Raw genomic sequence first — 14,352 nt, 5'->3', positions numbered from 1 at the left:
AATTAGTCCAATTCGACGATCGTTGCATCGACATCCGGTTCGACCGAGACATCTGCGCCGTTATAGAACTGCTCCGATAAGGATTTCACCGTACCGTCTTCAAGCATCTCCGCGAGGACACGGTCGATGTTTTGTTGCAACTCGTCGTTCTCATTCGACATGAGGAAGGCGACTTCTTGTGGGTTATAGGCGATATCCGGGTGAATCGCGATATCAAACTCCGGGAAGAAGGCGAGGGCGAGCGTCTGCAGGTAGTAGTCGTTCAAGATGACGTCAGTGCGACCGGTTGAGACGTCACGAAGATACTGGTCGTTCGTCGCGTTGTCGTAGATGACTTCTTCAGCCCCATATTGACGCGCCACTTCCATGAAGACGGTCGTCGCTTCTCCAGCGGCTTTCTTGCCTTTCAAATCCTCGAGCGACTCGATGCCTGAGAGGTCACTCTTTCGGACGATGGCCGTTCCGTACGTGTATTTATACGGTGTCGAGAAGGCGAACTTCTCTTTCCGGTCTTCTGTGACTGAGATGTCGTTCGCTGCGACGTCAATTTGCCCGTTTTGGACGCTCGTCAACATGTTATCAAACGCCATCTCTTTGAACTGAACTTCGAGGTCAAGCCGCTGGCCAATTTCTTTCATCAATTCGACATCGAATCCTGTCAACTCGTCGCTTTCTTCGGCACGGAACGAAGCAGGGTAGAGTGTACCGGCCGTTCCGACAGTAAGCGTGCCACTCTCTTGAATTTCGTCCCAACGTGACATTTCGGCCTGTTCGGTGCTCGAATCACCACACGCCGCGAGCGGAACTGCAAGGAAAAGGGTGGCCGCAAAGCCTTTTGTTAAACGTTTCATCTATGTTCCTCCTTAATAAGTATCATCTGTCTAAAAATAGCATGACCTCTCTTGTTAGGCAACTTTAAATATTCATCAAACAGTTAAATGAATTATGATGAAACATTGATTCATGAAGCGTTATCATTCGCTTGAATGAAGGAATCAGAGTTCATGATACAGACTCAATTCATGAACGAAACAGATTGAAAAAAGATGTAAAGAACATCCTTTACAAATGTATATGAATCGGACAACCATATTTTATGAAAAGGAATATACAGGAGCGGAGACGAATGAAGGTAGGGATAAACTCAAACAGAAAGGAGGGACGGCAACAATGACATTGATGACAATTGCTCTAGTATTCATAATCGGGCTGATGGGCTTCGTAGTCGGAATGATGACGAAGAAAAAATGGCTGACGATTTTAGGGCTCGTTCCGCTGACGATTTCACTTTGGCAAATAATCATCATGTTTACGCTAACTTGAGTGTATAAAAGTCATGCTAGTTGTTTTATTAATCAGAGTCCTTAGGATCATCTATACTCTATATTATGAATAATCTTTGCTACTAATTTCGGATTGAGCTTGAGGAAATACGGTAGCTTAGGAGAACCCAACGTTAGAGCGGTCAACGTCATTTATAGTCGAGCAAGCTGCAGTGGAGACATGAAATGGCTAGATGAGTATTGCATAAACATAAAGAACTTGAGGAATCCAATGCGATAAATGTCTAATAGATTTGCCAATCTTACATATTTAGATTGCTCGTAAGTTAAGTAAAACAGAGGGTTTAAACTCGGCGGACACGGCTCGAGCACGATGTGGAGACCTGAATCCTTTGTCGTTATTTGTGAGAGGAGAGACGTCAAACTGGCTTCAATTTTTCTTTGTTTTTTTATTAGTTTACATAACATATATTATCAGTAAAAATAAAACTCTGTCTCAATCCTTTAGTATACTTAAAGAAGTGAGACAGAATGAGAGAAATGAGACGAGATGTTATGCACGTGTAAATCGAATCAATGTGACACCGGGTTCCGGTTCGAATTCGGAGCTCGCTTCAAAACCTAACTTCGTATACAGACGCTTTGCTGGACCGTTATGTTTTCCGGTATGGACATAAACTAGCTTGTCTTCATGAAGGCTTAGGACGTGTTCGAGCAAGGTCGTCGCCAGTCTCGCCCGAAAATACGTCGGATCAATACACAGCTTTGTGACTTCGACCGTTGTCTCGGCCGTCTCAATCGTGATAAATCCAATCAACCGCTCGTCGTTATACAATCCGTAACTCTCACCGGGTAAATTTTGAATCACTTCAACCGTCTCATATCGAGCTGGAATCTCATCGAAACCGATCAACTCAGCCTCGACCGCGTAGGCGTTTCGTTGAATCTCGAGCATTTGCTCAGCCGAACGATATTGCGTCGTCTGAATCTCACGTAGCTCCATCATCTCACACCTCCTCCTTTACCGTGAAAACAGCCGTGCCCGTTTACGCTTCGCGCGTTTTAGCGCCCGATAGAGCCGATGAGTCCCTTCAATCGATTTTCCATGGCCTACGAACGTATGACGTGGCGCGAGATCGATCAACTTCTCGGCGTTCTCGACAGCGGCCGACTTATCCCATGTCGCCAGTCCAGGAAGCGGGAAAAGCGGTCTGACGTCCCCTGCCACAGCGACTCCCCCATGCGATTGAAACGCGTCGCCTGCGAACAGAATCCGACTCGCTTCATCAAAATAAGCGACGGAGCCTGGTGTGTGACCGGCAGCGTGATAGACGCGGAACCCGAACAACCGCTCACCTGGGTCTAACCGCTTGTCCGGCAACGAATGAATTGTCGGGAGCGAGCCTTTAATTTTAAGCTCCCGCTCATCCGGGTCGGTAGTCCGATCCCCTTCAAGCAATCGGGCATCGCGGCGCGAGATGTACAACTCGGCATGAGGATGGACTTTCAAGATGCGATCGACACCTCCGACGTGGTCGCCGTGGGCATGCGTCAATAAAATGGCAAGAAGCGGCCGTTCAAGCGCCTCGATATAGGCCAAAATGTCCGCGGCGTTCCGTTCAAGTGCCGTATCAATCAAGACGAGCCCGAGCTCTCTTTCAATCAATTGGACGTTAATCGGCAGTACCGGCGCGTAAAAGGTCAGTTGATGAACATGTTCCAAGCGTGTAATGACCACACAATCCCCTCCCCTCAATCAAACAATGTCACCCAGTCTTCTTGCCACCGGGCGTCAAAACACATATGGAGTTGCTCGAGCGTGTTCCGAGCGAGCGAGAGCGGCGGCAACGCGTCCCGTGTGAAAAAGCCGACGTCGCTCGTCTCATAGCTCACCTGCGCCTCCCCGCCAATCAGCTCGCATTCGATAAACAGTTTATAGTAATGCTGCGACATGGGCGGATGTGGGTGATGATGCATATCAAACAAGGCGACGAGACGGATCGGTGCGACATCAAATCCCGCTTCCTCCTCAATTTCTTTGACGATATTCTCCGTAGGCGAGAGCCCGACCTCGCAAAAGCCACCCGGAAGCGTCCAACGTCCTTCTGAACGTTCTTTGACGAGCAACAACCGGTCTTCTTGGAAGACGACACCCCGTACGTCAAGCTTTGGTGTCGGATAGCCATCAATGTGCGTCAACTCGGTGATCTCGTCCAACGCGAGATTGGATTGTCGTTCAAACATCTCGGTCGCAATCTGTTGCAGTTCAAGGTACCGCTCGCGGTCAAACTCGTCTTTCGTGAACGTCAAGCCGGCCTGAGCCAATGCCTGTAGCCGTTTGGCCCAATCGAGCCATTCTGACATAGTCATCCCTCCATCGTTTGTCCTGCTACTCATTTCGCCGCAGGGGTGAGTTGTTCCTCTTCAAGAATACCCGCTTCTAGCAGAAAGTACGTATCGTGCACATGATATACTTCATACAATATGATTCATCAAGGAGGAAACGTATGACGATGCTTATATTATCCCAATTCAAAGACGATTTGGACGGTTATACCGAGCGACAGTTGCGATATCAGGCAGCAGACGATATCTGGTCAATCGGACAAATGTACGACCATATCATCGTTGTGGCTGAGGAATATGCGGATGAGATTAAACGGTGTCTCGCTTCCACTGAAGAGCAACCGCTCGGGAAGACCGAGTTCGGTGAACGGTTGTTTCAGGCCGGTGGGTTCCCTCCGATGAAAATCCGTTTACCTGACGAAATGAACCAACCTCCGAACAATACGGACAAACGGGAACTGCTCGAACGCCGGATCGATGCATTGCTTTCCCGTCTTGAGCGCCTCGAACCGTTCGTCCGGTCGGCAAATCCTTACGTTAAAGCCCAGCATGGCGGTTTTGGCTGGTTGAACGCACAAGAGTGGTACGCCCTGATCGAGATGCATACCCGCCATCACTTGCGCCAACAGGCCGATTTGGAACGGTATCTTATGGAGGCTGACATCTAAGACGTATTCAAAAAGACGCCTCGCGCGTCTTTTGTTCATTTCTCATCGTAAAAGCTTTCTGTAAACGAATCATTTAGTCCGTACCGCTCGTCAAGCAACCATTTCATTTCAAGATCGATGTCGCGAATCCAGCTACTTTTCAAGCTTCTGTCTCCTTAAATACATTTATACCGGAACGAAAAAACCCTGCACAACGTCTGTTGTACAGGGCCCTCCTCAATCGAGGTACACGTCTTCAATCTCACCGAACGTCTCCTCGTCAAACACGAACGAGCCGTTGGCGTAGCGGTCTAGAAGCGTCAACTGCTTCGTCTTGACCGTCTTCGCTTTCTCTTTCCCGATGATGTGGAGCGTCTCATCGTCATGCACCGGGAGCACACGACGAATCTGATGCGGTTTCGATTTGACTTCACGGATGAGCATCGTCCCACGCAAGTTACGGTTCGTGCAATCGAACTGATCCTCGAGCTTCATCTTCTTGACTGCGCCACGCTGCGTCACGAGGACGAAGAGAGGCGGCGTGAAGAAGGCAAACGCATCGGCGACCGTGTCGCCATCCTTCAAGTTCATCGCCTTGACGCCGGCGGCACGTTGCCCGACGACCGGTACGTCATCTTCCTTGAACCAGAGCCCATAGCCTCGCTCCGAGACGAGGAACAATTGGCCCGGCCCGTCGCTGATCCCTGCGAAGACGACCGTATCGTCGCCTTTTAACTTGAGCGCCATGAGCGCTTTCGACTTACGTTGGGCGTCATAGTCACGGAGCGGCGTCCGTTTGACCATGCCGTCACGTGTCACGAACAGGCAATGTGCATCGGTATCGAACGTCGAGACGACATCGGCCGAGACGACTTGCTCGCCTTCAATCGGCACGAGGTTAGCCACGTGCTGTCCGGCATCCTTCCATTTCGACTCTGGGATTTGATGGACCGGGATGAGCAAGTAGCTGCCTTTGTTCGTCCAGACGAGCAAGTGGTCTGTCGTCATCGCCTGGGTGACGAGGACAGGACGGTCCTTGTCTTTCATGTCCGGCATCTCGTCGCTCGAAGCACCGTATGACCGCATCGACGAGCGTTTGACGTAGCCGTCACGGCTGACGAAGACCATCGTCTCTTCGACGGCGATCATGACCTCGGTCTTCAGTTTCAACTCTTCCACCTCGGACTCGATGACCGAACGTCGCGCATCACCGAACTCGTCACGGAGCGCCGTCAGTTCTTTCGAGATGAGTTTCCGTTTCGTCGCGTCGACGTTCAAGATGTTCGCAAGACGCGTAATCTCTTTCTGGAGCGCTTTCGCCTCTTTTTGAAGTTCGACGATATCCGTGTTCGTCAAGCGGTACAATTGGAGCATGACGACCGCTTCGGCTTGACGGTCCGAGAACGAGAAGCGGTTCATGAGCTTTTGTTTCGCCTCGGCTTTGTCTTTCGCCGAACGGATGAGTTCGAGTGTCTCATCTAAGACCGAGATGGCCTGTTCGAGCGCGTCGACGATCTCGGCGCGTTTCTTCGCCTGCTCGAGTTCGAACGTCGTGCGACGGGTGACGACTTCTTCGACATGTTTCAAGTAAGCGTCGATGGTCGGAAGTAGTCCCATCTGTTTCGGTGTCCGGTTGACGATCGAGACCATATTGTAGTTATAGGCGAGCTGAAGGTCCGTATGCTTTAAGAAGAAGTGGAGCACACCTTCCGCATCGGCCTCTTTCTTCAACTCGATGACGACACGGACACCGGTCCGGTCGGTCTCATCGCGGACTTCGGCGACGCCTTCGACTTTCTTGTCGAGACGCAGTTCCTCCATCTTCTTGACGAGGTTGGCCTTGTTCACTTCATATGGGAGCTCCGTGATCGTGATCTGTTCACGGCCGCCTTTGAGCGGCTCGATGACCGATTTGGCGCGGATGATGACCTTGCCTTTCCCGGTCTCGAACGCTTTCAAGATGCCGTCGCGACCCATGACGATCCCGCCGGACGGAAAGTCCGGTCCTTGCATATACTCGAGCGCTTCCGTCGCCGTCTGAACCTGACCTTTCAAACGGGCAATGGCAAGGTTCAGCACCTCCGTCAAGTTATGCGGTGGGATCTCGGTGGCGTAACCGGCCGAGATGCCCGTCGTCCCGTTCATGAGCAAGTTCGGAAGGAGCGAGGGCAAGACGAGCGGTTCTTCGGTCGAATCGTCGAAGTTTGGTGTGTAGTCGACCGTGTTCTTCGAGATCGACGTCAGCATGACGCCCGCAATCTTCGACAGTCGGGCCTCGGTATACCGCATCGCGGCAGCCGAGTCGCCGTCCATCGAGCCGTTGTTTCCGTGCATGTCGATGAGCGGGTAGCGGAGCTTCCAGTCCTGCGACAGACGTACCATCGCTTCATAGACGGAGCTGTCACCGTGCGGGTGATAGTTCCCGATGACGTTCCCGACCGTCTTGGCCGATTTACGGTATGGTTTCTCATTCGTATTGCCTTCATGGTGCATCGCATACAGGATGCGGCGCTGGACGGGTTTGAGCCCGTCGCGCGCGTCCGGGAGTGCCCGGTCCTGGATAATATATTTCGAGTAACGCCCGAAGCGGTCACCGACGACCTGTTCGAGCGACAAGTTTAAAATGTGTTGAATCGTCGACATCGTTACATCACTTCCTCAATCGCTTTAGTCACGTGTTCATTGGCGATGATCGAATCATCTTCCTGGAGACCGAAGGCGACGTTCTCTTCGATCCACTCGCGGCGATGGGCGACGTTGTCTCCCATGAGCACCGAGACGCGCTTGTCGGCGACGGCGGCGTCGTCGACCGTCACGCGGATGAGCGTCCGTGTGTCCGGATTCATCGTCGTCTCCCATAACTGGTCGGCGTTCATCTCCCCGAGACCTTTGTAGCGCTGGAGGATATAGCCTTTCTTGTACACTTTGACGAGCTTCTCGAGCGCTTCTTCGTCCCAGGCATACTCGAACTGTTCCGACTTGCCTTTCCCTTTCGAGATGCGATAGAGCGGCGGCAAGGCGACGAACACTTTGCCGGCCTCGACGAGCGGGCGCATATAACGGAAGAAGAACGTCAACAGGAGCACTTGGATATGGGCCCCGTCCGTATCGGCATCGGTCATGATGATGATCTTATCGAAATTGCAGTCCTCGAGGTCGAAGTCGTGGCCGACGCCGGCCCCGATCGCATGGATGATCGTATTGATTTCCTCGTTCTTCATGATGTCCTGAAGCTTCGACTTTTCCGAGTTGATGACCTTCCCACGGAGTGGCAAGATGGCTTGGAACGTCCGGTCACGACCCTGTTTGGCCGAGCCGCCGGCTGAGTCACCCTCGACGAGGAACAGTTCGTTCTTGGCGGCGTTCTTTGACGTCGCCGGTGTCAGTTTCCCGTTCAAGATGCTCGATCGTTTCTTCTTCTTACCGTTACGGGCCTCTTCGCGCGCCTTGCGGGCGGCTTCACGGGCCTGGGCAGCACGAATCGCCTTCTTGATGAGCATCGTCGCCATCTGTGGATTCTCCTCGAGGAAAATCGTCAGTTGCTTCGCCATGACACTGTCCGCGCTCGTACGCGCTTCCGGCGAGCCGAGTTTCGACTTCGTCTGGCCCTCGAACTGAAGGAACTCCTCGGGAATCCGAACCGAGACGATGAGCGTGAGTCCTTCACGGACGTCGCCCCCGTCAAGGTTCTTATCTTTCTCTTTCAACAAGCCGTTCTTACGCGCATATTCGTTCATGACGCGGGTCATCGCCGTCTTCGCGCCGACTTCGTGCGTCCCGCCATCGCGTGTCCGGACGTTGTTGACGAACGAGAGGACGTTCTCGGAGTAGGCGTCCGTGAACTGGAAGGCGAGTTCGAGCTCGATATCGTTCTCCGTCCCTTCGAAATAGACGATCGGATGGAGCGTCGCCTTGTCGTCGTTTAAATATTGGACGAACTCGGCGATCCCTTCCTCGTAATGGAACGTTTCTTCCTTCTCAGAACGCTCGTCTTTCAATGTGATCGTGAGCCCTTTCAAGAGGAAAGCCGACTCGCGTAACCGTTCGGCGAGCGTGTCATAGTTGTAGGTCGTCGTCGAAAAGATCGAGGCGTCCGGTTTAAAATAGACGCTTGTGCCGGTCTGGCGTGTCTTCCCGGTCTCAAGGAGCGTCGTCTGCGGGATTCCGCCGTCGGCAAACGTCTGCTCGAACAATTTGCCGTCTCGGTGAATCGTCACGACGACCTTGCTCGAGAGTGCGTTCACGACCGAGGCGCCGACCCCGTGAAGTCCCCCGGACGTCTTATAGCCGCCTTGGCCGAACTTCCCGCCAGCGTGGAGCACCGTGAAGATGACCTCTGGCGTTGGTTTGCCGGAAGCGTGCATTCCCGTCGGCATGCCGCGGCCGTGGTCACGGACCGTGATGGCATCGTCTTTATGAATCGTCACATCGATTTGCCCGCCAAACCCGGCGAGCGCCTCATCGATCGCGTTATCGACAATCTCATAGACGAGATGGTGGAGACCGCGATGGTCGGTCGAACCGATGTACATCCCTGGTCGTTTACGGACGGCCGTGAGTCCTTCGAGCACCTGAATGGCGTCTTCATTGTAATTGAATAAATCTGTTGACATTTTCGTCACCTCAATTTCGAACACACGTTCGTTTTTCTACCCTATTGTATAGCTGTTTTCGGATTCTGGCAAGCCTGCCTCCGACGCGCGAGGCACGTGAAAAAAAGGAGACCTGCCAAGGAGGCAGGTCTTAACCGATCAAGCGGGCATGCTCGACGTAGATGCATCGGTTCTCGACGTAATCGATGCCGGCTTCACGGGCGATCCGCTCCGCGTCGGCGTTCGAGAGACCGAGCTGGTTGAAGATGAGCCCGACATCCCCATGTCGGACGGCATCCTCGGCGACCTCGGCCAAAAATTCGCTGCGACGGAAGACGTCGACGATATCGATATGGCCGGGAATGCTCTCGACGGTCGGATACACTTTCCGTCCGTTCCACGTCTCGAGCGTCGGGTTGACCGGGATGACGGTGTAGCCTTGCAACAACAGATAGTCGGCAATTTGATTCGCGGTCTTGTTCGGGTTCGAGGAGATCCCGACGACGGCAATCGTTTTCGCTTCTTCGAGCAATCGTTTCAAATGCTGGTCATCCATTCTGTTTGCCCCCTTTTGTTTACGTACTCAGTGTACCGTTACCTTATTCCCTGTTTCAAGGTTTATTTTCATCATACATACAACTGTAACTCTTTTCTCTTTTTAAAACAAATCAATTGGTTCACTATAAATTATTATGTAAACCATGTTTATCGACTTCAAGATTTTTAGATCGAATCAGTATACGAGAATATCGCAAGAGAGATTGAAGCTAAACATTCTTGAACCTTGCGTGAAATATCTATTTCACGCAATCATATCGACGGTTTGAAGCGATTAATCTGAACGTGATTGACTCGAAATTTGATACATGGATGGGCAAACGAGTGCGATTTCGCTATACTAGTTCTAGGAGGTGTTCACATGGGGACTGCCTATGAGGAACGTCGCGGTACGTTATATAACTATCGCATCACATTATACGGGAACGCGCTCGCTTGGTTGATTCACGTCGTGTTCTTTGTCACGTTTTTACAGCTCGATGTTATGATCCTCGCCTGGTCGAACGTCGCGAGCATCCTGTATTATACGATTTCGTTTTATTTCGTACATAAACGGTACTATCGGACATTCTTTATCGGCCTCTTCGTCGAGGTCGTCTATAACGCCATCATCTCGACGATCGTCCTCGGGTGGGATGCGAACGTCCATTATTTCATCATCATGGTCGCCTATGGCATGTTCTTCATGCCGAACGTGAATCGGGGCACGCGTGTCGCGACGACCGGACTCGCCATGGCGATTTACAGCTCGCTCTATTTGTTCGTGACGGAAGGGACACACCTGCTCGCGACGAGCATCGAGCAAGCACTCGGCTTGTTCTGTCTGTTGTCGACGATCGGACTCATCGCGGGACTCTCATTCATCTTTGAAGGATCGGTCGTCGAAGTGACGAACGAGCTCGAACGGACGAATGAACGGTTGCACACGCTCGCCTCGCGCGACGGCCTGACCGGGCTCTACAATCGCCTGACAGGGACCGCCCGTATCGAAGACGGGATTCAACGGGCCGTCCAGACGGGTCAACCGTACGCTGTCGCGATCGCGGACATCGATCACTTCAAAGCCTTTAATGAGCAGCATGGCCATGACTGCGGTGACCTCGTCTTACGTCAAGTCGCCAAGACGTTGACATGGTCAGATGCCGTCTGCGTCCGCTGGGGCGGCGAAGAGTTCTTGCTTTTCCTCGTCGGCGAGACCGAGAACGATATCAACGGACGGCTCGACGAATTGCGTCGACGCATCAACGCGACGGAGACGATTTACGAAGGGTGCCGCCTGCACGTCACGATGACGATTGGTGTCGCCCACCGAAGCGGGAGTGCTCCCGAGGCGGTAGAGCGCCTCGTTAAAGAAGCGGATGATCGCCTCCGCGCCGGCAAACAGGCCGGCAAGGATCGCATCATCTCGTCGATTAGTTCTTAAAGGAGTGATGAAGTGAGTTTATTCCGCCAACTCGGTCGAAGCCCGTCCCAAGCGACCTCACGCCGCTTCGACTTGAACGGCTATGAGCGCATGCCCGATTTTATTCAACGATTCTTCAACCATTTAGCCGCAAAGCATTATTCAAGGCAGACGGCACAGCGCTATCTATATGATTTTGCCGATTTTTTTCGGTGGGTCGAAGCCGCCAGTCTGGCCGAAGTTGACCCGAGGACGGTCGAGGCCGCCTCATTCGCTGAATTCGATCATGCCGGGGCCGAAGCGTATGCGATGTACCTCGCGCTCGAGCTCGACAACGCACCGAGCGTCATCAACCGCAAACTGTCCTCGATGCAGTCACTGTTCAATTTCCTCATCGAGACCGGCGTCACGACGACGAACCCGTTCCAAGCCGTCGAGCGACCAAAACGGGCCAAGCGCAACCCTGTCTATTTGACGGAGTCCGAGTGGCTCGATTTCTCGACGTTTGTGCGAAGCAACGTCGGCATGAGCGACCGGGAAGCCGCTTGGTACGAACGTAACCGAGATCGAGATTTCCTTATCATCCAACTGCTCGGTCTTTCGGGAATCCGGGTATCGGAACTGGTTGGCCTCGATTGGAGCGACATCGACCTTGAAGCGGCATCGATTCGTGTCATCGGAAAGGGGGACAAGGAACGGAACATCCCGCTCGCCCCCCCACTCGTGACACTCTTGTCCGAATGGTCAGAACTAAAGACCGGACCTGTCTTTATAGGGGATGAAGGCAAACGTCTCTCCGTCCGGACCGTCCAACATTTGTTGAAGCGGCACATCGATCGGTTAAAATCGTATCTCCCCTTCTTGGTCCACAAACAAGTAACGCCGCATAAATTGCGACATACGTTCGCCTCGCGCCTCGCGATGGCGGGGGTCGACGTCTTGACGATTCAACAGCTGCTCGGACACGAATCGGTCGCGACGACCCAAGTGTATGCCCATATCGGGGACGAGAAGAAAAAACAAGCAATCACAAGTTTACAATAATATGTTATGTAAACCTTTGTGTATGTTACAGCCCCGTCCTAGAAAAGACGGGGCATTTTTTTATAGGAGGTGCGTCGATAAAATCATAATCGTGTCATCGAGCACCGTATAGTACGCATTCTCAAACCGTTTTCGTTCGTTCGCCTCGAGATGGAAGATGCTCACCCCTTGGTCACCGGCGGCCGACTCATGAACGAAATACGTCCCACCGAGTACGCGCTCGAACGGTGATGTATCGAGATAACGGGCACCGGACGTCGCATCAATCAGTTCCGTATGCTCAACAGATTCTTCCACTTTGATGAAAATCGTCGAACTGACGTCGTCATACGTGAAATCGAGCGGCTCGTATGCACCCCAATCGATGACGGCGACCTCCCGTAACACATCAGGGGCCGTCAGCTCATAAATTGTCTCTTCGTTCGTTTCATCGATAAAGGCCGCGAACCGGAGTTTTCCGTCCCGTTCCCCTAAATACTGAACGGTGTCCCCTTCCCCATGCAGGCGAAGCAAATCGTCGAATGGAATTTCTTCCGACTTGGACCAAATCGCATCGACCGCTTCTTCGACTGAACAGACGAGAATCGCTTCAGAATGATCGACCGGGTCGTCTGGTGAGACGAGGCCGGACTCGAGCGCCTCGTAATAGTCAAACTCATCGAGCCGGGCATTGCAAATGACGTAAGGCACCCCTTCGAGGGAGGTCGTGAACAGATAGAGTTCTCGGAATCGCCCGGCCTGACCGATGAGCCGTTCATCGCGAATCCGTTCTTGTCGATTCGTCTCGACGTCGAACAACCAGGCCTCGTTCGTCGCCCCGTAACTTGTCAAGAAGAGGAAGTAACGGTCCCCGAGTACCCAATAAAGCGTGCTGTTGCCCCTTTTTTCGAATGTTGCGATCACCTGTTCACGCCCGGTCCGATACGCGAGCGCGACCAGTTCGGTCCGGACGACGCCGGTATTGTCCGGCGCCTCGTTCAAGAAATAGACGCGACCGTCATTCATGAACAGCTTGGCCATCCCGTAGTCCTCATACGGGCGCTGGTTGATTTCGGTGACGGCCCCGTCCTCTTCATCGTATCGATAAATTGAAAAGGCGGTATCACTATGCCGCTGTCGGAAATAAACCGACGTATCGGTCACCGCAATCAAGTCCTCATGGCTAATCGGCATCGCGCGTGCATCGACAATTCTCATAGGGCACCTCTTTCATAGGGAGATTCAATCGGTTCGACGGTGACGAGCCCCGGCGGCCGTTTCGGGAACGTGATCCGCAAATAGGCATACTCGATGATGGATTGGTGCGGATTGGTCTTCTCGATCCAGCGGATACGTTGTTGATTGGCAAGGGCATAACCGATCTTTTCCTCGATTTGGAACTGGGAGATGCCGCGATAGGCGACTTCCTGAATATAGGTCGCCTCGTCCGACTCGAACTGTTGCCAAATGCCCATCACGAGTTGACCGAGCGAGGACACACGCTCGTCCGGTAAGCGCACCGTCCGTAGCGTCTGTTCAACTTCATTCAAACATGCCAACGGATCATCAGCGACGGCGAACAGTCGCTTCGCCGAGTTGTTCATGACGCGGTACCGTCGTTTCCCACTCTCAAGACGAAGCACTTGAGCATACGGTTCGACCGGAACCCCGTGAAAGAACGTCTCCGTCCCTCCCCAGGCGAAACCGAACGAAGGGTCGAACTTTCGGATCGTCCGCATGAAGGCGAGCATGAAATCTTCGACTTCCCTGCGCTCGAGTCGTAGCCACTCGGCCAAAGCGAGCGGTCCTCGCTCTTTCGGAATCCGGTCGATTGGGAAAAAGAGATCGCCTTCGCTCAATCGATGGGGACGAAGCTCCGTCCCGTCCGCACGATAATCGGTCGCCGGCCGACCGCTCCGCCCCGCATACACAATCCACTCGTCCTCCGTGCTCTCAAGCGCATACGCCTGATGGGCCCAAGGTGGGGTCACGTACAGCGCTGGAAACTCTTCATACGTCTCTAAATGTAAAAAGGATCGATCATTCCATAGTTGGGCCAGCAACCGGACGATCTCGCCCGTCTCGGACTCTTTCGGTGCGATGTAATTTCCCGTATTGCCGATATACGTCAACAAGTGGAAACCGTACGCGTGATAGAGATGACGGACGATCCGCTCGAACACCGCAGCGACCATACGCTCGAACAGGGGATGGTCATCCGTCCGGTTGACGGTCGTCGCATCCACGGTGCACATGAGCCATCCCATCCGTTCATAAAGCCGAATCCGGAGCGGATAAAAGATGAGCGGAGAGGAGGTCGCATGAATCTCGGTCATCCCGATGTTGGCCATGTTCTCGACTTGAAGCGTGAAGCCGCTTCGTCTCAGCTGCTCCTCCATCTTTTTCTTCCAATTGATCTCCATCCTCTCACCTGCTTTCTCCCGCTTCGTTGAGCGGCTCGTTGTGAAATTTTTCCCGTTTCTCGTTTCGGACAAACGCGT

Annotated in this window: 13 protein-coding genes; 4 read left to right on the top strand and 9 right to left on the bottom strand. The window is 52.9% G+C overall.

The features are described from left to right. Window positions 1-2 precede the first annotated feature (2 nt). Window positions 3-851 carry a transporter substrate-binding domain-containing protein gene (locus KNP92_RS06550; protein ID WP_214838772.1) on the bottom strand — a complete coding sequence of 283 codons (849 nt, stop codon included), beginning with the start codon at window positions 849-851 and terminating at the stop codon, window positions 3-5. A 328-nt stretch (window positions 852-1,179) separates the two neighbouring features. On the opposite strand from KNP92_RS06550, the gene KNP92_RS06545 reads away from it, so the two are divergent. After that, window positions 1,180-1,323 carry a hypothetical protein gene (locus KNP92_RS06545; protein ID WP_214838770.1) on the top strand — a complete coding sequence of 48 codons (144 nt, stop codon included), beginning with the start codon at window positions 1,180-1,182 and terminating at the stop codon, window positions 1,321-1,323. A gap of 513 nt (window positions 1,324-1,836) precedes the next feature. Here the strand turns inward: KNP92_RS06545 and KNP92_RS06540 are convergent. Genes KNP92_RS06540 through KNP92_RS06530 form a run of 3 tightly spaced genes read right to left on the bottom strand, consistent with a single transcriptional unit; the run spans window position 1,837 to window position 3,647 of the window. Beyond that, window positions 1,837-2,289 carry a GNAT family N-acetyltransferase gene (locus tag KNP92_RS06540; RefSeq protein ID WP_251136418.1) on the bottom strand — a complete coding sequence of 151 codons (453 nt, stop codon included), beginning with the start codon at window positions 2,287-2,289 and terminating at the stop codon, window positions 1,837-1,839. 15 nt (window positions 2,290-2,304) lie between these two features. After that, window positions 2,305-3,021 (bottom strand): MBL fold metallo-hydrolase, encoded by a 717-nt coding sequence (locus KNP92_RS06535; protein WP_214838768.1) that lies wholly within the window; start codon window positions 3,019-3,021, stop codon window positions 2,305-2,307. 14 nt (window positions 3,022-3,035) lie between these two features. Then, window positions 3,036-3,647: an NUDIX hydrolase gene (locus KNP92_RS06530; protein WP_214838766.1), complete on the bottom strand. Its 612-nt coding sequence runs from the start codon at window positions 3,645-3,647 to the stop codon at window positions 3,036-3,038. Between the two features lie 143 nt (window positions 3,648-3,790). Between KNP92_RS06530 and KNP92_RS06525 the strand changes: the two genes are divergently transcribed. Then, window positions 3,791-4,297 carry a DinB family protein gene (locus KNP92_RS06525; RefSeq protein ID WP_211779450.1) on the top strand — a complete coding sequence of 169 codons (507 nt, stop codon included), beginning with the start codon at window positions 3,791-3,793 and terminating at the stop codon, window positions 4,295-4,297. Between the two features lie 216 nt (window positions 4,298-4,513). Here KNP92_RS06525 and parC read toward each other — a convergent pair whose 3' ends face one another. The 3 genes from parC to KNP92_RS06510 all read right to left on the bottom strand — a co-directional run bounded on the left by parC (window position 4,514) and on the right by KNP92_RS06510 (window position 9,424). Beyond that, window positions 4,514-6,919: a DNA topoisomerase IV subunit A gene (parC, locus tag KNP92_RS06520; RefSeq protein WP_034808181.1), complete on the bottom strand. Its 2,406-nt coding sequence runs from the start codon at window positions 6,917-6,919 to the stop codon at window positions 4,514-4,516. Window positions 6,920-6,921: 2 nt separating this feature from the next. Next, window positions 6,922-8,889, bottom strand: coding sequence for a DNA topoisomerase IV subunit B (parE, locus tag KNP92_RS06515; protein WP_214838764.1), 1,968 nt, complete (start codon window positions 8,887-8,889; stop codon window positions 6,922-6,924). Between the two features lie 130 nt (window positions 8,890-9,019). Continuing rightward, window positions 9,020-9,424 (bottom strand): CoA-binding protein, encoded by a 405-nt coding sequence (locus KNP92_RS06510; RefSeq protein WP_034808183.1) that lies wholly within the window; start codon window positions 9,422-9,424, stop codon window positions 9,020-9,022. 363 nt (window positions 9,425-9,787) lie between these two features. Between KNP92_RS06510 and KNP92_RS06505 the strand changes: the two genes are divergently transcribed. Further along, entirely contained in the window at window positions 9,788-10,849 is a 1,062-nt protein-coding gene (locus KNP92_RS06505) for a GGDEF domain-containing protein (RefSeq protein ID WP_214838763.1), read from the top strand. Between the two features lie 12 nt (window positions 10,850-10,861). Further along, window positions 10,862-11,872, top strand: a complete 1,011-nt coding sequence (locus KNP92_RS06500) for a tyrosine-type recombinase/integrase (protein ID WP_214838761.1) — start codon at window positions 10,862-10,864, stop codon at window positions 11,870-11,872. Window positions 11,873-11,932: 60 nt separating this feature from the next. Here the strand turns inward: KNP92_RS06500 and KNP92_RS06495 are convergent, their stop codons facing one another. Then, window positions 11,933-13,069 carry a hypothetical protein gene (locus KNP92_RS06495; RefSeq protein WP_214838759.1) on the bottom strand — a complete coding sequence of 379 codons (1,137 nt, stop codon included), beginning with the start codon at window positions 13,067-13,069 and terminating at the stop codon, window positions 11,933-11,935. After that, entirely contained in the window at window positions 13,066-14,274 is a 1,209-nt protein-coding gene (locus tag KNP92_RS06490) for a hypothetical protein (RefSeq protein ID WP_214838757.1), read from the bottom strand. Before KNP92_RS06490 ends, KNP92_RS06495 begins: the two co-directional genes overlap by 4 nt. Window positions 14,275-14,352 lie beyond the last annotated feature (78 nt).

Source organism: Exiguobacterium sp. s122, assembly GCF_018618475.1.
GTDB lineage: Bacteria > Bacillota > Bacilli > Exiguobacteriales > Exiguobacteriaceae > Exiguobacterium > Exiguobacterium himgiriensis.
Note: the sequence above shows the minus strand (reverse complement) of the source record. Positions and strands in the feature narration are given on the sequence as shown.